General features: G+C 67.2%; 23 protein-coding genes. 11 read left to right on the forward strand and 12 right to left on the reverse strand.

Annotation, left to right across the window (positions count from 1 at the left end):
- Positions 1-39 precede the first annotated feature (39 nt).
- From F9K07_RS18320 to F9K07_RS18345, 6 genes are read right to left on the reverse strand one after another with little or no spacing between them, the layout of a single operon-like run.
- Positions 40-981 carry a metal ABC transporter solute-binding protein, Zn/Mn family gene (locus F9K07_RS18320; RefSeq protein ID WP_159594792.1) on the reverse strand — a complete coding sequence of 314 codons (942 nt, stop codon included), beginning with the start codon at positions 979-981 and terminating at the stop codon, positions 40-42.
- Positions 978-1,880 carry a metal ABC transporter permease gene (locus tag F9K07_RS18325; protein WP_236581324.1) on the reverse strand — a complete coding sequence of 301 codons (903 nt, stop codon included), beginning with the start codon at positions 1,878-1,880 and terminating at the stop codon, positions 978-980. Before F9K07_RS18325 ends, F9K07_RS18320 begins: the two co-directional genes overlap by 4 nt.
- The gene (locus F9K07_RS18330) at positions 1,880-2,623 is read right to left on the reverse strand and encodes a metal ABC transporter ATP-binding protein (RefSeq protein WP_159594793.1); all 744 of its coding nucleotides are present in this window, start codon (positions 2,621-2,623) and stop codon (positions 1,880-1,882) included. Before F9K07_RS18330 ends, F9K07_RS18325 begins: the two co-directional genes overlap by 1 nt.
- Positions 2,620-3,558, reverse strand: a complete 939-nt coding sequence (locus tag F9K07_RS18335) for a metal ABC transporter solute-binding protein, Zn/Mn family (protein WP_159594794.1) — start codon at positions 3,556-3,558, stop codon at positions 2,620-2,622. The genes F9K07_RS18330 and F9K07_RS18335 overlap by 4 nt, the downstream gene beginning before the upstream one ends.
- 49 nt (positions 3,559-3,607) lie before the next feature.
- The gene (locus F9K07_RS18340; RefSeq protein WP_159594795.1) at positions 3,608-4,222 is read right to left on the reverse strand and encodes a DUF6162 family protein; all 615 of its coding nucleotides are present in this window, start codon (positions 4,220-4,222) and stop codon (positions 3,608-3,610) included.
- A complete protein-coding gene (locus F9K07_RS18345) occupies positions 4,219-4,548 on the reverse strand; it encodes a hypothetical protein (RefSeq protein WP_159594796.1) in 330 nt (109 codons plus the stop codon). Before F9K07_RS18345 ends, F9K07_RS18340 begins: the two co-directional genes overlap by 4 nt.
- Before the next feature lie 153 nt (positions 4,549-4,701).
- Here F9K07_RS18345 and F9K07_RS18350 point away from each other — a divergent pair, with 153 nt between their 5' ends.
- The 5 genes from F9K07_RS18350 to hemP all read left to right on the forward strand — a co-directional run bounded on the left by F9K07_RS18350 (position 4,702) and on the right by hemP (position 8,231).
- The gene (locus F9K07_RS18350; protein WP_159594797.1) at positions 4,702-5,838 is read left to right on the forward strand and encodes an alpha-hydroxy acid oxidase; all 1,137 of its coding nucleotides are present in this window, start codon (positions 4,702-4,704) and stop codon (positions 5,836-5,838) included.
- A gap of 290 nt (positions 5,839-6,128) precedes the next feature.
- Complete coding sequence (locus F9K07_RS18355; RefSeq protein WP_159596994.1) at positions 6,129-6,824, forward strand: energy transducer TonB; 696 nt, start codon at positions 6,129-6,131, stop codon at positions 6,822-6,824.
- 26 nt (positions 6,825-6,850) lie between these two features.
- Entirely contained in the window at positions 6,851-7,600 is a 750-nt protein-coding gene (locus F9K07_RS18360; RefSeq protein WP_159594798.1) for a MotA/TolQ/ExbB proton channel family protein, read from the forward strand.
- A gap of 20 nt (positions 7,601-7,620) precedes the next feature.
- The gene (locus tag F9K07_RS18365; protein WP_159594799.1) at positions 7,621-8,034 is read left to right on the forward strand and encodes an ExbD/TolR family protein; all 414 of its coding nucleotides are present in this window, start codon (positions 7,621-7,623) and stop codon (positions 8,032-8,034) included.
- Positions 8,031-8,231, forward strand: coding sequence for a hemin uptake protein HemP (gene hemP / locus F9K07_RS18370; RefSeq protein ID WP_159594800.1), 201 nt, complete (start codon positions 8,031-8,033; stop codon positions 8,229-8,231). Before F9K07_RS18365 ends, hemP begins: the two co-directional genes overlap by 4 nt.
- Positions 8,232-8,497: 266 nt before the next feature.
- On the opposite strand, the gene F9K07_RS18375 is transcribed toward hemP, so the two are convergent.
- Positions 8,498-8,905, reverse strand: a complete 408-nt coding sequence (locus F9K07_RS18375) for a GlcG/HbpS family heme-binding protein (RefSeq protein ID WP_159594801.1) — start codon at positions 8,903-8,905, stop codon at positions 8,498-8,500.
- A gap of 249 nt (positions 8,906-9,154) precedes the next feature.
- On the opposite strand from F9K07_RS18375, the gene F9K07_RS18380 reads away from it, so the two are divergent.
- Together F9K07_RS18380 and F9K07_RS18385 are read left to right on the forward strand one after the other, a co-directional pair.
- Positions 9,155-9,850 (forward strand): Bax inhibitor-1 family protein, encoded by a 696-nt coding sequence (locus F9K07_RS18380; RefSeq protein ID WP_201451589.1) that lies wholly within the window; start codon positions 9,155-9,157, stop codon positions 9,848-9,850.
- 121 nt (positions 9,851-9,971) lie between these two features.
- Positions 9,972-10,310, forward strand: a complete 339-nt coding sequence (locus tag F9K07_RS18385; protein WP_159594802.1) for a hypothetical protein — start codon at positions 9,972-9,974, stop codon at positions 10,308-10,310.
- 5 nt (positions 10,311-10,315) lie between these two features.
- Here the strand turns inward: F9K07_RS18385 and rlmD are convergent, their stop codons facing one another.
- The 5 genes from rlmD to surE form a co-directional block, all read right to left on the reverse strand.
- Entirely contained in the window at positions 10,316-11,800 is a 1,485-nt protein-coding gene (rlmD, locus tag F9K07_RS18390; RefSeq protein WP_159594803.1) for a 23S rRNA (uracil(1939)-C(5))-methyltransferase RlmD, read from the reverse strand.
- Positions 11,801-11,916: 116 nt separating this feature from the next.
- The gene (locus tag F9K07_RS18395; protein ID WP_159594804.1) at positions 11,917-12,702 is read right to left on the reverse strand and encodes a 3'-5' exonuclease; all 786 of its coding nucleotides are present in this window, start codon (positions 12,700-12,702) and stop codon (positions 11,917-11,919) included.
- Positions 12,703-12,875: 173 nt separating this feature from the next.
- Positions 12,876-13,682 carry a peptidoglycan DD-metalloendopeptidase family protein gene (locus F9K07_RS18400; protein ID WP_159596996.1) on the reverse strand — a complete coding sequence of 269 codons (807 nt, stop codon included), beginning with the start codon at positions 13,680-13,682 and terminating at the stop codon, positions 12,876-12,878.
- A gap of 159 nt (positions 13,683-13,841) precedes the next feature.
- Entirely contained in the window at positions 13,842-14,660 is an 819-nt protein-coding gene (locus F9K07_RS18405; RefSeq protein WP_442907336.1) for a protein-L-isoaspartate(D-aspartate) O-methyltransferase, read from the reverse strand.
- Positions 14,657-15,436, reverse strand: a complete 780-nt coding sequence (gene surE / locus F9K07_RS18410; protein WP_159594805.1) for a 5'/3'-nucleotidase SurE — start codon at positions 15,434-15,436, stop codon at positions 14,657-14,659. Before surE ends, F9K07_RS18405 begins: the two co-directional genes overlap by 4 nt.
- 125 nt (positions 15,437-15,561) lie before the next feature.
- Between surE and F9K07_RS18415 the strand changes: the two genes are divergently transcribed.
- The 4 genes from F9K07_RS18415 to F9K07_RS18430 all read left to right on the forward strand — a co-directional run bounded on the left by F9K07_RS18415 (position 15,562) and on the right by F9K07_RS18430 (position 19,986).
- The gene (locus F9K07_RS18415; protein WP_159594806.1) at positions 15,562-16,557 is read left to right on the forward strand and encodes an NADPH:quinone oxidoreductase family protein; all 996 of its coding nucleotides are present in this window, start codon (positions 15,562-15,564) and stop codon (positions 16,555-16,557) included.
- A gap of 251 nt (positions 16,558-16,808) precedes the next feature.
- Positions 16,809-18,428, forward strand: coding sequence for a sensor histidine kinase (locus F9K07_RS18420; protein ID WP_159594807.1), 1,620 nt, complete (start codon positions 16,809-16,811; stop codon positions 18,426-18,428).
- Positions 18,429-18,435: 7 nt separating this feature from the next.
- Complete coding sequence (locus tag F9K07_RS18425) at positions 18,436-18,852, forward strand: response regulator (protein ID WP_159594808.1); 417 nt, start codon at positions 18,436-18,438, stop codon at positions 18,850-18,852.
- A 195-nt stretch (positions 18,853-19,047) separates the two neighbouring features.
- Positions 19,048-19,986, forward strand: a complete 939-nt coding sequence (locus F9K07_RS18430) for a bifunctional helix-turn-helix transcriptional regulator/GNAT family N-acetyltransferase (protein ID WP_159594809.1) — start codon at positions 19,048-19,050, stop codon at positions 19,984-19,986.
- The last annotated feature ends 41 nt before the right edge of the window (positions 19,987-20,027 follow it).

Consider the following 20,027-nt stretch of genomic DNA (forward strand, 5'->3'; position numbering starts at 1 on the left):
GTGGTCACGTCGCGCCGGACACATTGCCGGCTGTTGGCTTCAGCGCTGTGCGATCGCACTCAGCCGTTCGCTGTTCTCGCGCAGTTCCGCGATCGGGTCGCGGCCTTCGGTTTGCAGCACGATGGTTTTCACGCCGGCTTGTTGCACGGCCTGCGCCACGGGGGCCGGCAGCTCGCGGTGGTGCAGCACGGCGGCCACCGACGCACTGCGCAACTGCTTGGTCAGGTCGGCCAGGGCTTGCGGGGTCCAAGCTTCGTCGGCGCGCGCGTCGGTGCCCGCGAGATCGAGGTTGAAGCCGTTGACGAGGTAGTGCAGCCGGTCCGACAGGCTGAACACGGCCACGTTGCTGGCCGTGGCCAAACGGGCTTCGCTCTGCGCGGTGATGTCCAGCACCTGCCGGCGCAGCGCGGCGGCATTGGCCTGCAAGCGCGCCTTCGCCACCGGCACCAGGCGCGCGACGTCGCCCACGATCACGTCGGCCATGCGGCCGAGGTTCACCGGGTCCAACCAGGGCAGATCGTTCGCAGAAGCGGCCTGCTCCTGCAAGGCCATGCCCGGCAAGGAGGCGTCGAGCGGCCGCGCCGCATCGATCTCGATCAGGCGAATGTTCTCGCGGCGTGCCAGCGGAAACAACGGGTCGTCCGGCCAGATGGAGCGCAACGCGACCACGGCATCGGCCTGCCGCGCGGCTTCGCCCAGCGCGTTCGCGCCGCGGCCGGAAAAGAACGCGAGCTGGCGGTTCGGCGGCAGCGTTTCGGGAGCCGGCCGCAGCACGCCGATGCCAGTGTCGTGCACCAGCACAGTGGTGAGCGCGGCCACCACCGGGTGCGAAACGAGCAGGCGCGCCGGCATGGCCGCTGACGCAGCGGGCTTTGCCGCTGGCTGCGCGAAGGCCACCGACGTGGCGCCCAACGACAAGGCCAGGAGCCCGGTGCGAAACCACGGGCCCAACCACGGACCCAAAGAGCGACGCGAGGTCATCCGGCATGTCCTTTCAACGACGGGGTGAACCCCCGCACGATGGCCGCGAGCGCGAACAACGCGCCGGCCGTGAGAATGATGGCCGCGCCCGAAGGCACCGGCAGTTCGAGTTCGATCGGCACCAGAATGCCGACCAGGGTGCTGACGGTAGCGATCAGCACACTCAGCCAGAAGAAGCCGCGCAAGGACAGGCTCAGCAGCCGGGCGGCGGCGGCGGGAATGATGAGCAAGGCGCCCACCAGGATCGCGCCGATCACCTTCACCGAAGCCACCGTGACGATCGTCACCAGCACCACGAACAGGTAGTCCAGCAGCTTCACGCGCACCCCGCGCACGCTGGCCAGCTGCGGGTTGAAGCTGGCCAGCATGAAGCGGTTGTAGAGCGGCACGGTGAGGGCCAGCACGAGCGCACCGACCACCGCGAGCACCAGCAGGTCGTTGGCATCCACCGTGAGCACCGAGCCGAACAGCACGTTCTCCAGAATGTGGATGTTCACGCGCCCCGAGAGCATGAGCAGCAGGCTCGCCCCCATCGCCAGCGAGACGGCGAGGAAGACGCCGATCAAGGTGTCGGGCGAGAGGCCGGTGCGGTTGCGCAGGTAGTTCAGCATCATGCCGAACAGCAGGCAGTACGCGAACAGGCTACCGTAGGGCCCGGTGTAGGGTTCGCCCAGCAGAATGCCGATGGCCACACCGGTGAGCGCCGCATGGCCCACCGCCTCCGAGAAGAAGGCCAGGCGCTTGACCACCACCAGCGTGCCCAGGCCACCGAGCACCGGGCCGATGCACAGGCCGGCCAGCACCGCGTTGACCACAAAGCCGTAGGCCAGCGAGGCCGGCAAGCTGCCCTGTTCGGCCATGTGCTGGATCGACTGGCGCAGGGATTCCAGAGCGCCCATCACGCCACCTCTTTCTCGTCGCGCCGCGCGCGGCTGGAGAACAGCGCCAGCACGCGTTCCGGGGTCAATGTGGTGGCGGCGTGACCATCGAACAGCACCTGGCGGCTCAGGCCGCTCACGTGGTCGGCCATGCGCGTGACGGCATCGAGATCGTGCTCGATCCACAGCACGGTGACGCGGGTCGCGCGCCAATGCGCGAGCAGGCGCTCGAAGGTGTCGACACCGGCCTCGTCCAGCGCGGACATGGGCTCGTCGAGCAGGATCAGATCGGGCGAGGGAATCAGCGCCTGCGCCAGCAGCACGCGCTGGCGTTCGCCGCCCGAGAGCGCACCCATGCGGCGAGCGGCTTTCTCCCACATGCCCACCTGCTGCAAGGCCTGCTCCACCCGTGGCCTCCAGCGGGGCGACAAGCCCAGGAACACCGGTCGGCGCTGGCACATCGCGCCCATGAAATCCAGCACCGTCATCGGCAGGCCGGCGTCGAAGGCCAGCGCCTGCGGCACGTAGCCCACGGTGCCGGGCCGATCGCCGGGCCAGGTCATGCGGATCTGCCCTCGGTGGGGCATCTGGCCCAGCAGGGCCTTGAACAAGGAACTCTTCCCGCCGCCGTTGGGGCCGACCAGCGCGTGCACGCTGCCTGCCGCCACGCGCAGGCTCACCTGCCGCAGGATCTCGGTGTGGCCGAGCGAGAGATCCACCCGGTCGAACACGATCTCCGGGCCTCCCGCCTGAGCAACGGTCATGCGGACTCCTGGATCGCGCGCACCACGGTCGCCAGGTTGCGGGCAATCTCTTTCTCGAACTTGTCGGCGGTGTACGCACCGTGCGAGATGTGGGTCAGCGCGTAGAGGCGCACGCCGGTTTCGCGGCGGATGGTGTCGACGTAGGCGGAAGGAAAGTCCATCTCCGAGAAGATCACCTTCACGTCGAGCGAGCGGATCTGGTCGATCGTGCCCTTGAGCTGCGACGGGCTGGGTTCGATGCCGTGCGCCGGCTCCACCACCGCGGCCACTTCGAGCCCGAACTCGCGCAGCAGGTAGTCGTAGGCGCCGTGGATGGTGGCGATGCGAAAGTCTGCGCCGGGCGCCTTGGCCAGCTGGCCCAGCGCGTCGGCGCGCAGCTTGCGCAACTTCTGCGCGTAGGCGCGCGCGTTGTTCGTATAGGCCGGGGCGTTCGACGGGTCGAGCTTGCCCAGTTCGCGCGCAATGGTGTTGACCTGCGAGATCGACGCCGTCACCGACAGGAAAGTGTGCGGATTCACTACCTTGCCCGAGGTGCCGCGGCCCGTGCCCACCGCCGCCAGCAGCGGCACTTGTGCATTGGCCTCGATCACCTTCAGGTCGGGCTTCTCGCTGGCCTTGACCATACGGCCGGCGAAGTCGTCGTGCCCGACGCCGTTGAGCACGATCACATCGAGCGAGCCGATGCGTTTGATGTCTTCGGTGCGCGGTTCGTAGGCGTGGGGGTTGAACCCGGCGGGAATCACCGGCACCACCTCGGCCAGCTCGCCCACCACGTTGGCCACGTAGCTGTAGTACGGGTGCAAGGTCACACCCACGCGCAGCTTGCGCGCCTGCGCCCAGGCGGGCGCGCTGGCCGCGCACAGCGCCAGGGGCGACCAGGCCAGGGCGGACAGCAGGGTGCGGCGGCGCGCGGAAGGCTTGTGGCGGTCTTGCATGAAAGGAATTCCGAGAGAAGAAGAGAAACGAAAACGGACGCTGCGCCGATCAGTGCGCGACGTCCTTGCGCGTGACGCCCGCGTCGTAACGCACCACGACCTGGCGCCAGCCCTGGCGCGTGAGCGCAGCGTCATCGAGCGGCTCGGGCCACGGGTGTGCGTCCTGGCCCTGGCGCTGCACCCAGACCTGGGGCTCGCCGCCATGGCCATGCGCGTCATGCGCGCCCTCGGGGTCCGCGGCAGGCAGGCGCAGCAGCATGGAAGCCGCCACATCGGGCGCTGCGCTGCGCCCCGCATACGCCCTGTTCTGGCCCTGCGCGATGGCGCGCCATTCGTGCCCGCCGCGCGTGCCCGCACCAGCGCCCACGGCGAACGGCGGCAGCTCCATCTCACGCAGTTGCTCGATGCGCGGCAGCGCCTGCTCGCCTTCCATCAGCGCGGCGATCTCCTCGGCCGCCACCAGCAGATCGGCGTGCACGCCCTGCTCCACCGCGTTGAGCTGTGTGCGCGCGTCGATCTGGTTCGCCGCCAGCGAGGCGTCTGCTGCGGGCTGCGCGCGCGCGCCGATCAGGATCGCCGCGACCAGCACGGTGCAGGCCGCCGCCAGCAACACCCACAAGGTTTCGTGGCCGGCGCCCGCCGGTTTCACGACTTGCACGTTCATGGTTTCACGTCGGCATGGTCGACCTCGGCGGAGTGCTCGCCGCCGTCCTCCAGACGCACGAAGAACTCGCCCGCGGGGCGCTTGAACGTCCAGGACGAATCGCTGCCCAAGGTGCTCTTGAGCAGCACGCGTTCGTCGTAGGCCTGCACCTGCACCGACATGCCCGCCGCGTCACTGCCGTCCGAGAACTCGCCCACACAGCGCACCATGCCTTCGGCCGCCGGCCGGCACGTGAGCAGCAGGCTGTGGGCCGACGCCAGCCCGGGCAGCAAGGCCGCCGCGAACAAGCTCACGGCCAGGAAAAACGGACGGATTCGGAAGTGCATGACCAGCGTTCGACAAACATCCACGCCAAGCCGGTGCCCGGCCGAGGGTGGACGATAATGGATATGAATGAGAATGGTTCCCAATTATAGTCGGCAAAGCACCCCACAGCAGCCCGCTGGCGCTCCTGTTTTTGCTGCAGCATGCCCAGGCCCATGACCGCACACCCCGCTCCCGCCGCGCCGCGCCGCCACCTGCCCGACACGCTTGTCACCCTGGCCGACCACGAGCGGCACGCGCGCGGCGTGCTGGACGAAGCCACCTGGGCCTACCTGTTCGGCGCCGCAGGCGATGAACTCACTTTGGACCGCAACCAGGAGGCCTGGCGCGCACTGGAGCTGCTGCCCCGCGTGCTGCGCCCGTTGGCGGGCGGGCACACGCGGGTGGACCTGCTCGGGCGCACGCTGGCCCACCCCATCCTCGTCGCCCCCATGGCCTACCAATGCCTGGCCCATGCCGACGGCGAGCACGCCACGGCACTGGCCACCGCCGCCCTTGGCGCGGGCCTGGTGTTCAGCACGCAGGCGTCGGCGCGCCTGGAAGACGTCGCCGCGGCCTTCCTGCCCGAGGCCGGACGCGGACCGCTCTGGTTCCAGCTGTACCTGCAACCCGACCGTGGCTTCACCGAGGAGCTCGTGCGCCGTGCGGAGGGCGCGGGCTACGAAGCCCTGGTGCTCACCGTGGACGCGCCCGTGCAAGGCGCGCGCGACCGCGAGCGCAGCGCCCGCTTTCGCCTGCCCGAGGGCCTGCGCGCGGTCAATCTCGACGGCCTGCGCCACGCGCCCGCACGCACCCTGGAAGCGGGGCAAAGCGCCTTGTTCGACGACCTGCTGCACCACGCCCCCACCTGGGACGACGTGGCCTGGCTGCGCTCGGTCACCCGCCTGCCCGTGCTGCTCAAGGGCGTCCTGCACCCCGACGACGCCCGGCAAGCGCTGGCCTGCGGTGCAGCCGGCCTGATCGTCTCCAACCATGGAGGCCGCACGCTGGACACCGCGACCGCTACCTGCGCCGCCCTGCCGCGCGTCGCGCAGGCGGTGCAAGGCGCGGTGCCCGTGCTGGTAGACGGCGGCATCCGCCGGGGCACCGACGTGCTCAAGGCCATCGGCCTGGGCGCCAGCGCCGTGCTGGTGGGCCGCCCCGTGCTGCAAGGCCTGGCCAACGCCGGCGCCAGCGGCGTGGCGCACGTGCTGCGCCTGCTGCGCGACGAGCTGGAAATCGCCATGGCCCTCACCGGTTGCCGCACGCTGGATCAAGCCCCGTCGGCACTGACCTGCAACTGGCCCCCTTAAAAACTTTCCTTTTTTTTCGATGGAATATGCGAATGCGAAACATTCTCGTTTAGAATGACCACAGTTTCCCGATACACGCCGGCCCAGGCCGCCCACCCGAAAGGTTCTCCATGACCACTGGTCTCGCCGTTCTCGGTACCAGCTTCATGCTCATGTTGGCCGCTGCGGGGTGGATTTTTCGGCACAGATAGTTCATAACAAGGCCTCTTCAGCGGCCCCCACGCCACCGAATTGCAGAGTTTCTCGCGTTACCCACCATGTCCACCGCCAGCGCCAGTGCCGCGCCTCCCATGCCTTCCCTGCTCCACACCCCAGCGCGCCGCGTGAACCGCCGCGTTCTCGTGGTGGGTGCCGTGGTCGGCCTGCATGTGCTGGTGGTCTGGGCCTTGCAAACCGGCCTGCTGCACCGCGCCGTGGAAATGGTGATTCCTGTGCAGGTCCTGGCCGAGCTGATCGAGCCGGCCCAGCCGCTGGTCACGCCCGAACCGCCGCCCCCCGCACCGCCCAAGCCCGTGGTGCAGAAACCGCGCCCTCAGCCCAAGCCCCTGCCCCGCCCCGAACCCACACCGCTGCCGGTGCAGCAACAGGCGCCATCCCCCGTCGCGCCGGTGGTGGCCCCGCCCGAACCCGCTCCGCCGGCCCCTCCTGCGCCGCCAGCCCCTCCGGCTCCGCCTGCTCCGCCGGCCCCGCCCGCGCCGCCCCGCATCGAACTGCCCTCCAGCAGCGCCGACTACCTCAACAACCCGCGCCCACCCTACCCCTCGCTCTCCAAGCGCATGGGCGAACAGGGCAAGGTCGTGATCCGCGCGTTCATCGAGGTCAATGGCACGGCCAGCCGCGCCGAGATCCAAACCTCCAGCGGTTACGACCGGCTGGACCAGACCGCGCTACAAACCGTGCAACGCTGGCGCTACGTGCCCGGCAAACGCGCCGGGGTGCCTGCAGCCATGTGGTTCAACATCCCCGTCAATTTCGTCTTGGAATAAACCTCTTCCCCTGGAGTCAGAGCATCATGGATCCGCAGTTCGCCACATCGGGCATCGCCCACGTCTGGACACAAGGTGACTGGGTCACCCGCTCGGTGGCCCTCGTGTTGCTCGTCATGTCCCTCGCCACCTGGATCATCATCCTTTGGAAGGCGCTGGATCAGCGTGCGCAACGCGCGCAGGCCAAGGGTGTCGAAGGCTTCTGGCACAGCGCCGATTTCGCCGAAGGGCTGGACAAGCTGGGTGCGCCGGAAGGCAACCCCTTCCGCGCCGCCGCCATCGAAGGCCGCGAGGCCACCCGCCACATCCTGCACAAGGACGGCTTGAACGGCGCACCCGCACAGCGCCAATTGCACGACAGCCTGGATGTGAGCGACTGGGTCGAGCGTTCGCTGCGCAAGAGCGTGGACGACTACACGGCGCGCGCGCAAAGCGGTTTGTCGGTCCTGGCTTCCGTCGCCTCGACCGCCCCGTTCGTGGGCCTGTTCGGCACGGTCTGGGGCATCTACCACGCGCTGCTGAGCATCGGTGCGGCGGGCCAGGTCAGCATCGACCGCGTGGCCGGCCCGATCGGTGAGGCGCTGATCATGACCGCGCTGGGCCTGCTGGTTGCCATTCCCGCCGTGCTGGGCTTCAACGCCCTGGTGCGTGGCAACAAGACCATCAGCCACCAGCTCAACCGCTTCGCACACGACCTGCACGCCTACTTCGTCACCGGCGCCCGCGTGACCAGCGCTGCCGATAGCAAAGTACTGCCGATGAAGAAGGCTTCGTAAGAAGGAAGAGGAATCGCGCCATGGCCATCGGAACCCAAGAAGACAGCGACGCCATGATGAGCGAGATCAACATGATCCCGTTCATCGACGTGATGCTGGTCTTGCTGATCATCTTCATCATCACGGTGCCGGTCATCAAGCACGCGGTCAACATCGAGTTGCCGCAAGCCAGCATGGAGAAGGTGCTGGACAAGCCCGAGAACATCCGCCTCTCCGTGGATGCGGACGGCCACTATTTCTGGAACGACCAACGCGTGGACGACGCCGACTTCGCCAGCCGACTCACCGCGGCGGCCGCGCAGGAACCCCAGCCCGAATTGCACATCCGCGGCGACAAGGCAGTGCGCTATGAGCGCGTGGCGCAAGCCATGGCGGCGGCGCAACGCAGCGGGGTGAAAAAGATTGGATTCATCACGGAGCCCGCAACGCCATGAACCTGAACCCGAACACCGCTTCTGCGTCTGCACCCTTGTCCGCATCGCCTGCCGCAGCAGCCTCGGAAACCCAGCACGTCTCCGTGCTGCCCAGTGCCGAACTGTTGCGCGGCCAGAAGGTCGTGGCGATCGATCACAACGGCTCGTTGTACCGTTTGCAGACGACGCGCCAGGGCAAGCTGATCCTCACCAAGTGAGCAAGGACAGCCGCCGCATTGAAGCGTTGAGAAATCGTGGGGCGACCCGGGGATCACCCTCCCCGGCGTCGTTTTTGGCCAGCCAGGGGGCTCGTCCCCAGTAGCCAGGCATTTTTTGAGTTTTTCGTGGGGCGACCGGGAGAGCCACTCTTCCGTGTCGTTTTTGGCCCAGCCAAGGAGCGCATGTCTCCGTTAGCCAAGCATTTTTTCGACCGCGAGAATAACAGATTCGAAACAGGCCCCGGTCGCAGGGACCTGTCATCCCATCAAAGGCCGATGGCGGCGATGCCAGCGCGCGCGATCTGCGCGTCTTCGTTGGATTTCACACCGCTTACGCCCACCGCGCCGATGCACTGGCCGTCCTTGAGGATCGGCACACCACCTTCGAGCATGCCCTCCAGCGCGGGCGCGCTCAGGAAAGACATGCGGCCCTGGTTGATCACGTCTTCGTAGATCTTGCTTTCGCGGCGCCCCAGCGCAGCCGTGCGCGCCTTGGAGGGTGCAATGTGGGCGGAAATCGCGGCCACCCCGTCCAGGCGTTGCAGCCACAGCAGATGGCCACCATCGTCCACGATGGCGATCGTGACCGGCCAGTTGTTTTTCAGAGCTTCGGCTTCGGCCGCTGCCGCGATGGATTTGACGTCAGCGATTTCGAGAACGGCCTTGGTTTTCATGAACTTGGTCCTAAATGGGGAATCAGAGAAGCATTGCAGGTCGGGCGTATGACGTCCGGGTGCGCTATGCGAACGATAACGCGTGCATTGGTGACCCTCAGGTCACAAGTAACCTTACCAAAACAAGCGTGTGTTCGCTCGGCCGGCCCGGCAAATCGGAGTCCTACAATGCAATTTCGCCGGTTGCGCGTCATCCCGACGCGCAGCGACCGGCGCACCAGTCGTCAGATGATGAAGGAGATCACCACCATGACCGACCATGTTCAAACCAGCGGCCGCTTCGGCACCGCCGTTTCCTCCGATGCACAGCGCAACAAAGTCATGCGCAACACCTACTGGCTGCTGGCGCTGTCCATGCTGCCCACGGTGTTGGGCGCCTGGATCGGCGTGCAGACCGGCATCACCGCCAGCCTCACGGGCGGCATTGGCCTGATCGTTTTCCTGGGCGGCGCATTCGCCTTCATGTTCGCGATCGAGAAGACCAAGAACTCGGCCGCCGGCGTGCCCGTGCTGCTGGCGTTCACCTTCTTCATGGGGCTGATGCTCTCGCGCCTGCTGGCCTCGGTGCTGGGGTTCAGCAATGGCTCCAGCCTGATCATGACGGCCTTTGGCGGTACGGCCGGTGTATTCTTCATCATGGCCAACCTCTCCAGCGTGATCAAGCGCGACCTCTCCGGCCTGGGCAAGTGGCTCTTCGTGGGTGCCCTGGCCATCATGATCGGCGCGATCATCAATGTGTTCGTGGGCAGCCCGATGGGCATGGCCGTGATCGCCACCCTGGCGATCGTGGTGTTCAGCCTGTACCTGCTGTACGACCTCAAGCGCATCGTCGATGGCGGCGAAACCAACTACATCACCGCCACGCTGGGCCTGTACCTGAGCCTGTTCAACATCTTCCAGAGCCTGCTGATGCTGCTGGGCATCTTTGGCGGCGATCGCGAATAAGCACGGCACGCCACCGCGCTCCTCGAGAAAGGACCTTCGGGTCCTTTTTCTTTTTTCCACGCCACCATCAAGTTCCAGGCCCGTGCGTCGAAACAAGTGGGACCCCATCCACACCACCGCCATGCGACGCACCGCCCTCACCCTTTCGCTCGTTGCCGCCGCCAGCCTGCTGAGCGGCTGCGAGGCGCTGGGCATCGAAACGGCCACGCAGATCAACGCCAAGAAGGAAGCCGAAGGCAAGGCCATTGGCAGTGCCTGCCGGCACGCGGTGAAAAGCATCGAGGCCTGCTTCGGCGCTTACCCCCGCGCGGGCAAGGCTGCGGTGTTCGCGGGCTGGCGCGAGATGGACCAGTACATGCGAGAGAACGCGGTGGTGGGCATGCCCACCGAATCCGAATCGAGCGCGACGAGCGCACCCGAAGCCCAGAAGGCCGCCTCGGGCAACGCGCAGAGGTCCTGAGCCGCTCAGGTTTGGGCGGACGTGTCCGAGCCGCCCGGCACGCGCGCCGGGTCCAGTTCGAACACCGCCATGCTCTCCACGTGCGCCGTGTGCGCAAACATGTTGACCACGCCCGCCGCCACGCAGCGGTAGCCCGCCTGGTGCACCAGCAGACCCGCGTCGCGCGCCAGCGTGGCCGGGTTGCAACTCACGTAGACGATGCGCTGCGGGGGCGTCCAGCCGCCGCGCAGCGAAGGATTCTGGTGCAGATCGGCCATGGTCTTGGCCAGCGCGAACGCGCCTTCGCGCGGCGGGTCCACCAGCCACTTCTGCGCCACGCCATCGGCCACCAGTTGCTCGGGCGTCATCTCGAACAGGTTGCGCGCGGCGAAGGTGGTGGGCGCCAGCGGCTTGCCACGGGCCATCTGATTGCCCGCGAGGTTTTCGCGCGATCGTGCCACCAGGGTTTCGCTGCCCTCGATGCCGAGCACCTCGCCCGCCGTGGTGGCGATGGGCAGCGTGAAGTTGCCCAGGCCGCAGAACCAGTCGATCACGCGTTCGTGCGCCTGCGCATCGAGCAGGCGCAAGGCGCGCGAGACCAGCACCCGGTTGATGAAGGGGTTGACCTGGGTGAAGTCGGTCGGCTTGAACGGCATGGTGATGCCGAAGTCCGGCAGCGCATACGACAGCGTCGGCCCCACCTCGTCCAGCAGCTTCACCGTGTCCGGCCCCTTGGCCTGCAACCACCATTGCACGCCGTGCTGCGCGGCGAAGGCGCGCAGGCGCGCCATGTCGTCGGCGCTCAGCGGCTCCAGGTGGCGCAGCACCAGCGCGGTCACGTCGTCGCCGCAGGCCAGTTCGATCTGCGGGCAGGTTTCGCGCGCGTCCATCTCGAAGATCATCTGGCGCAGCGGCATGAGCATGGCGCTCACGTGCGGCGGCAGCACGCGGCAGACCTGCATGTCGGCCACATAACGGCTCTTGCGTTCGTGAAAGCCGATCAGCACTTCGCCCTTCTTGTGCACGTAGCGCACCGACAGGCGCGCGCGGTAGCGGTAGCCCCAAGCCGGCCCCTCGATGGGACGCATCATGGTCTCGGCCTTGACCTTGCCCAGATGCCAGAGGTTGTCTTCGAGCACGCGCTGCTTGATGGCCACTTGCGCGGCCTCGTGCAGGTGCTGCATCTTGCAACCGCCGCAGGCGCCGGCATGCAGGCCGAAGTGGGGGCAACCGGGGCGCACGCGCTGCGACGATTCGCGGTGCACGGCCGTCACCGTGCCGGCTTCCCAGTTGTTTTTCTTGCGGTGCACGTTCACGCTGACGTGCTCGAACGGCAAGGCGCCTTCGACAAAGACGACCTTGCCATCGGGTCGGTGGGCGATGCCCTGGGCATCGATGTCAAGGGATTCGATCGCCAGCCAGCCTTCGGGCAAGGCGGTAGATGCAGTGCCCGGTGCGGGGGCGCTGGCGGTGGTGAGAAGGCTGTTTTCGTGGGCTGTGGACGCTGTCATGCCCCGATTGTCTCAGGCGTTGGGGCAACGATCCGGCGCAGGGCCGCCCCAAGCCGGATCAGCCCCCTCGGGGGGCAGCGACCCGCGCAGCGGCGCAGCGTGGGGGCCACACCGATTCAGGACCAGGCCTTGAGATATTCGTCCCAATGCGGCTCGGCAGGCGCCAGGTTGTCCAGCGTCTCCTTCACCATCGCGATCTCCTGCTCGTACTCGGCCTCGGTGAAGCCACCGCGCATCTTCTGGAAGCGGCAGTACACCAGGTAGGTGTTCATCACGTCGGTCTCGCAGTAGCGGCGGATGTCCTCGGTCTGCCCGGCCAGGTATTGCGCATAGACCTGCGAGCCGTCCATGCCGAGCTTGCCGGGAAAGCCGCAGAGCTTGGCCATGGCGTCCAGCGGTGCGTTGTTCTTGGGCGAGTACATGGCCAGCAGATCCATCAGGTCCAGGTGGCGCATGTGGTAGCGACCGATGTAGTTGTTCCACTTGAACTCGCGGTCGTCCTCGCCCATGTCCCAGTACTTGCTGGCCTCCACGCCATGGCGCAAGCCGCGGTAGTGCAGCACGGGCAGATCGAAGCCGCCACCGTTCCAGCTCACCAGTTGCGGCGTGTGTTTCTCGACCGTGTGGAAAAAGGTCTGCACCACCTTGCCTTCGCTGCGGCCATCGCGGTCGACGAAGGAATGGACGCGCAGACCCTCTGCATTGCGGAAGACGCAGCTGATGACGAGCACGCGCTGCAGGTGCAAGGGCATGAAGTCGCTCTGGCCTTTGTCGGCGCGTTCCGCCAGCCAGGCCGCGTAGACCTGCTCGTCACTGTGATCGGCGGGTGCACCACGCAGCAGACGCAGGCCCTCCACGTCTGGAATGGACTCGATGTCGAAAACGAGAACCGGCCAGCTCATGGTGGATCAGGTTCCGACTACACCCAGCGCCTCAGAGGGCGACACCCGGCGCGCGATGTCTTCGTCCAGGGGTAGCAAGGGTCCGGCTCCGCCGGCCCGAGCTGCCGTGCCCCCTCGAAGCACCGAAGGTGCGCCACGGAGGGGGGAAGCCGCGCAGCGGCGCAGGGGGGTGTTCACCTCTTCGGCAGATGCGCGATCGGGTCGACCGGCTTGCCCATGCGGCGCACCTCGAAGTGCAGCTTCACGCGGTCGGTGTCGCTGCTGCCCATTTCGGCAATCTTCTGCCCCTGGCGCACGGACTGGTCTTCGCGCACCAGCAGCGCCTGGTTGTGGGCGTAAGCCGTGAGGTAGGTGTTGTTGTGCTTGAGGATGATCAGGTTGCCGTAGCCCCGCAGGCCGGCACCAGCATAGACCACACGGCCGTCGGCCGCGGCCACCACCGGGTCACCGATCTTGCCGGCGATCGACACGCCCTTGTTGTTGGCGTCGTCGAATGGCGTGATCACCGTGCCTTGCGCGGGCCAGATGAAGGTGATTTCATCGGCACCCGCGGACGGCGCCGGCGCAGCAGGCGGCGTGGCGGGCGGCGCTGCAGCCGACGGTGGCGTGGACTCCAGGGGGCGGGACACGACGCCGGAGCTCGCGACCGGGCTGGTGGTGGGACCATTGGGAGTCGCGGGTGCGCTGCTGGTGGCCGAGACGGGAGGCTGCACGCGCAACACCTGCCCCACTTCCAACGCATTCGGGTTGCTCAGGTTGTTCCAGGCCTGCACGTCGCGCCAGTTCTGGCCACTGTCCAGCGCGATGCGGAACAGCGTATCGCCGGGCTTGACGGTGTAGTAACCGGGCTTGCCGGCGTTTTCGGCGCCGGGCATGGCGACGACAGCGGGCGGGCGCGCCGCGCCTCCCCGGTCTTCCACGGGGGCCGGACCGGACACCCGGGTCGTGGAGCAGCCGGCTGCGATCAGCATGACGGCCATGGCCACAACGCCTTGCCACACAGGCCGCGCCGATGCCCGACGGTCACTTTGGAAAACAGGTTTGCTCATGAAAACTCCCACAAATGGCAAGGGTCCTGGCCGCAGCCGCAGCCAGGACCCTGAAAGATTCACGTTGTGCGGCATGCAACAAGCACAACGTCATGCGACACCCGATTTTAGGGGCACAAAGAGAACGGCCTCCAGCTCGGTACGAACGATGCCGGTGACCGTTTTGTCGACCACCACCAGGTTCTGCCGCCCCGCGGCGGTCACCGCCGGTGCCACCAGGCGCCCGCCCACGGCCAACTGGTCGATCCACGCCGCCGGGATCTGCTCGCCCCCCGCCGCCGCAATGATGCCGGCATACGGCGCCCCTTTGGCGTAGCCGAGCATGCCGTCCCCGAACAACAGGTGGACGTTGGACAGGCGGAACCAGCGCAAGTTCTCGCGCGCTTTCTCGTGCAGCCCCTTGAGCCGCTCGATGCTGTACACCTCGCGCGCCAGGTGGCTCATTAACGCGGCCTGGTAACCGCAGCCGGTGCCGATCTCCAGCACGCGGCCCAGCTTCTCACTGCGGCCCTGGCTCAACAGTTCGAGCATGCGCGCGACCACGCCGGGCTTGGAGATCGTCTGCCCCAGGCCGATGGGCAGGCTCGTGTCTTCATACGCCTGGTTGACCAGCGCCGTGTCGACGAAGCGGTGCCGCTCCACCGCCTGCAGCGCGGCGAGCACACCCACATGCGTGACGCCTTGCGCCTGGATCTTGCGCACCATCGACGCGCGCACCGCCTGCGACTCCATGCCCAGGCCCACGGGCGTCACCGGCCGGTCGGGCACGTGCACGGCGGCTTTGGGCCTGAGCACGGGGGCCTTGTTTTCGCGCGGTGCCGCTTGTGCGGCCACCGAGGGTTTGTGGCGCGGCGTGGCCGCGGGTGCGGACGATGGCAGGCGCGCGGGAAAACCAGGTCTGGGTTTCACGGTGCCTTGCCTTCGTTGGACAGCTGCGCCGCGGTGGGCGCCCAGTACGCCAGCCGGTCGTGGTCGGTGAGATCGACCTTGAGCGGTGTGAGGGTGGCGTAACCCTGCAACGACGCGTGGAAATCGGTGCCCTCGGCATCGTCCTTGGCCTTGCCGGCGCTGCCGATCCAGTACATGGTGTCGCCGCGCGGGTTGGTCTGCGAGATCACCTGCTCGGCCGCATGCCGCCGCCCCAGGCGCGCGACCTTGAAGCCGCGCATCGCCTCCAGCGGCTGGTTCGGGATGTTTACATTGAGCAGCCAGGGCTCCACCGGCGGTCCGTTCTCGAGCGAAGGCAACAGTTGCTTCACCAGCCTGGTGGCCATCGCACCCGCGGCTTCCAGGTGCGCCCAGCCCTTTTCGGTTTGCGAGAACGCGATCGCCGGAATGCCGAACAGATAACCCTCCATGGCCGCGCCCACGGTGCCGGAATAGATTGTGTCGTCGCCCATGTTGGCGCCGTTGTTGATGCCCGAGACCACCAGGTCGGGCCGGTAGCCCAGCAGGCCGGTAAGCGCGATGTGCACGCAGTCAGCGGGCGTGCCGTTGACGTAGCGAAAGCCGTTGTGCGCGCTGTGCACGTACAGCGGCGAATGCAGCGACAGCGCGTTGGACTTGGCGCTGTTGTTGTGCTCGGGCGCTACCACCTCCACCTCGGCCAGGCCCTTGAGGGCTTCGTACAAGGCCACGATGCCGGGCGCCTGGTAACCGTCGTCGTTGGAGATGAGAATTTTCATTGCGGCGATTCTAGGTTGAACGTGGGGTCACGCCCGTGACAAGCACGGGGCGTGCCTGTTGCGGGCAGGGTGCGCCGCTGCCTATCATCGGACGCTTTCAAGACCAACCAAACGAGGACTTCACCATGCATGCCTGGCTGTGCGAGAACCCTGTGGGCGTCGAGGCGCTGACCTGGAAAGAACTGCCCACACCCGAGCCCAAGGCGGGCGAGGTGCTGATCGAGATCGAGGCCGCGAGCCTGAACTTTCCCGATCTGCTCATCGTGCAGAACAAGTACCAGATGAAGCCCCCGCTGCCCTTCGTGCCCGGTTCGGAATATGCGGGGGTGGTGCGCGCCGTGGGCGAAGGCGTGAAGCATTTGCAAGTGGGCCAGTCGGTGGCGTGCCTGAGCGGCACGGGCGGCTTCGGCACCCACACCATCGCGCCAGCCGCGCTGTGCATGCCGCTGCCTGCGGGCTTCCCGGCGGTCGATGCGGCCGCCTTCATCATGATCTACGCCACCTCGTGGCACGCGCTCATGGACCGCGCCGCGCTCAAGGCCGGCGAGACGGTGCTCATCCTCGGCGCAGCCGGGGGCGTGGGCACCTCGGCGATTCAGATCGCCAAGGCCGCCGGCGCGCGCGTGATCGCCGCCGCCTCGAGCGACGAAAAGTGCGAACTGTGCAAACAACTCGGCGCGGACGCCACGATCAACTACAACGTGCACACGCCAAAGGAAGGCCTGCGCGAGGCGATCAAGCAACTCACCGACGGCAAGGGCCCGGACGTGGTCTACGACCCCGTGGGCGGCGACTTCGCCGAGCCCGCGTTCCGCTCCATCGCCTGGCGCGGACGCTACCTGGTGGTCGGCTTCGCCAGCGGGCCCATTCCCGCGCTGCCGCTGAACCTCGCCCTGCTCAAGGGCGCGAGTATCGTGGGCGTGTTCTGGGGCGACTTCGCGCGCCGCGAACCCAAGGCCAATGCCGAGATGATGCAGGCGCTGGCGGCGATGTATGCCAAGGGCCAGGTCAAGCCGGTGATCGACCAGACGCTGCCCATGAGCGAGCTGCGCAAGGCCTACGCGATCATGGGATCTCGCTCGGTCAAGGGCAAGCTGGTGATGGTGAATCCGGCGAAATGACACACCCCCTGCGCGCCTTCGGCGCTCCCCCCTGGAAGGGGGGCGACACCTGGGGCCGGCCAAGCCGGACCCTCGGTGTCCCTGGACTGCGTTGCTTCATGCGCTGCGGGTCGCGCTTCGGTCGGGTAGAAAACTGAAACGCAGCGCGCCGAGTAAGTGAATCCCCCGGGTTCACTTACCTCAACCGGTATGCAATCATGGCGGGTACTGATTTCGTTCCCGTTCCCGTTCCCGTTGCTGTTCCCGAGCTCATGCAGACCGCCCCCATCCCTCACAACGAGGAACAACGCTTAGACCGGCTGCGCGGCCTCTGCATTCTCGACACCCTGCCCCAGAAGGCGTTCGACGACCTCACCGCGCTGGCCCAGGTGATCTGCGGCATGCCGGTGGCGTTGATCTCGTTCATCGACCGCGATCGCCAATGGTTCAAGTCCCGCGTGGGCACGGAGGTGACCGACATCCCGCGCGAACTGGCCTTCTGCTCGCACGCCATCCTGGAGCCCGACAAGGTCATGGTGGTGGAAGACCTGCGGCTGGATCCCCGCTTCCTGGACAACCCCTTGGTCACGGGGCCGACCAGTGTTCGCTTCTACGCCGGCGCGCCCATCATCACCCACGACGGTTTTGCCCTGGGCACGGTCTGTGTCGGCGACCAGATGCCGCGCACGCTGCACTCGGTGCAGATCTGCGCCCTGGGCCGCCTCGCAAGCCTGGTGGCCACGCTGGTCGAGCACCAGCGGATGCAACGGCTCGAAGCCGTGCGCAACGCGCGCGCTGCACACGAGGAGCACGAAGAACTCATTGCCATGGCCGCCTCCGGGCTGGACCTGCATGCCTACATCGACGCCGATGGCGTGTACCGCCACGTCAACCAGACCTTTCTGAATTACGTGGGCGCCACGCGCGACGAAGTCATCGGCGCGACGATGAAGGAACGCCTGGGCGAGGTCACCTACAGCCTGGTCGGCGCGCGGATGGAGCGTGTGCTCGCCGGTGAAACCGTCATCTACCAGCGCATCTCCCAGTTCAAGGCCGCGGGCAGGCGGCACATGGAAATCACCTTGCTGCCCGTGCGCGATCCGAACGGCCTGGTCACGGGCGTCGTCATGCGCGGCCGGGACATCCAGGAGCTCAAGAACAAGGAAATCCAGCTCGGCGAAACCATTGCCCGGCTGGAGAAGAAAACGCTGGAGCAGGAGCGCTTCATCCACATCCTGTCGCACGATCTGCGCGAACCCGTCAACGCCATCAACAACTTCGCGTCCCTGCTGCAGGACGATCATGCGCATGCCCTGCCCACCGAGGCGCAACGCTACCTGGGCTTCGTGCGCGCGGGCGGACAACGCCTGGCACGCTCGCTCGACGACCTGCTGCGGTATGTGCGGCTGGACCGCCACCGCCTCGCCCGCGCGCCGGTGGACATGGCCGAGCTCGCGCGCCAACTTCGCGACGACCTGGGCGCCACGCTCGAACAATCGCAGGGCAGCCTGGAATGGGAAGCGCTGCCCACCGTGCAGGCCGATGCGCCGCTGCTGCACCTGGTCTTGAAACACCTGGTGTCGAATGGACTGGCGTTCGCGCGTCCCGGCGTGGCGCCGGTGGTTCGGGTGCGCGCCACGCGTGAAAATGGTTTCGATCTGATCCACGTGGAAGACAACGGCCTGGGCATCGCGGACGAACACCAGGCCTGCGTGTTCGACATGTTCAAGCGCCTGCACCCGCGCAAGACGCATCCCGGCACCGGCCTGGGGCTGTCCACCTGCCGGCGCATCGCGGCACTGCACGGCGGGCATGTCTCCATGACATCGACGCCGGGCGTGGGCAGCAGGTTCACGCTGCACCTGCCGCTGCCGCACGGCACGCCCTCCTGATCGCGCCATGCCTGTGCCCGAGCGCTTCCTCCTCGTCGACGACAACGAGGCCGACAACGTCTACCACGAGATCGTGATCCGGCGCGCCGGCTTCACCGGCGAAGTGCGGGTGTTCGAGAGTGGCGAGGCGGCACTGAAATTCCTGCTCGACGACCCACTCTCACGGCCCAGTTGCCTGCTGCTCGACATCAACATGCCGCATATGAACGGCTTCGAGTTCGCACGACTGGCCACAGCGCTGCTGAAGCACAAGGCCACGGTGCAGGTCCAGATACTGACCTCGTCCGACGCCCCGCAAGATCTGCGGCGCGCCAGCGACGTTCCGTTGATCCAGGGCTTCATCACCAAACCCCTGACGCGCGAACGGGTACAGGCGCTGCTGGGGCACCCCCCTGCGCCGCTGCGCGGCTTCCCCCCTCCGTAGCGCGCCTTCGGCGCTTCGAGGGGGACGGCAGCTTGGGCCGGCACAACCGTCCCTCGATGCCTCTGGGGTCGGGCACGCGCGCCGGAGAGAAGACGGTGTCTCGGGCCGACTTGGGCGTGTTGGAGCCACCGACATTGGTTGTCTTTGGCAAATTTTTACCTGATTGAGTCAAGTAAATGCAGCAGAATCGGGCGCATGAATGCCCCACTGCCCCCCGTCGACCCCGCCCAGGTGCGTGCCCTGCGCGCCTTCAACCGCTTCTACACCCAGCGCAGCGGCCTGCTCGACCCGTACCTGGGCAGTCCCTTCTCGCTCACCGAGGCGCGGGTGCTCTACGAGCTTGCGCACCACGGGCCCTGCGCCGCCAGCGAACTCGGGCGCCGCCTGGTGCTCGACGCGGGTTACCTTAGCCGCATCGTGCGCCGTTTCACCACCTCGAAATGGATCACGCGCGCCCCGTCGCCCACCGATGCGCGCCAGCATGTGCTGACCCTCACCCCCGAAGGCCGTGCGGCCTTCGAGCCGCTGCAGCAACGCTCGCGCGACGAAGCCGCGCGCCTGCTGGCCCCCTTGAGCAGCGAACATCGCAGCGCCCTCATGGGCGCTCTCTCGCAAGCCCAGGCCCTGCTCGGCGCCGACGCTCCGGCGCACGCGCGCACCGCCGTGCTGCGCGATGTCCGGCCCGGTGACATGGGTTGGGTCGTGCAGCAGCACGGCGAGCTCTACGCCCGCGAACACGGCTGGAACAGCGAGTTCGAAGGCTTCGTCGCCGAGATCGTGGCGGGCATGATCCGCCAGCACGACCCCGCCTGGGAACGGGGCTGGATCGCCGAACTCGATGGCGAGCGCGTGGGCTCGGTGTTCGTGGTGCGCAAGAGCGAGACCGAAGCCCAGCTGCGCCTGCTCATCCTCACCCCCGCCGCGCGTGGCCTGGGCCTGGGCGCCCGGCTCACGGACGCCTGCCTGGACTTCGTGCGGGCCAAGGGCTACCGCAAGGTGGCGCTCTGGACCACCAGCGGGCTGGAGGCCTCGCGCGCCATCTACAGCAAGCGGGGTTTCGTGAAGGTGCACAGCGAGCCCTACCACGGCTACGGCAAAGACCTCGAAGGCCAGACCTGGGAACTCCAGCTGTAGGCGCCGCCGGGCAACTCCGCAAGAAACGTCAGGCCGGGGCC

It is taken from the genome of Hydrogenophaga sp. BPS33 (genome assembly GCF_009859475.1).
Lineage (GTDB): Bacteria > Pseudomonadota > Gammaproteobacteria > Burkholderiales > Burkholderiaceae_C > Hydrogenophaga.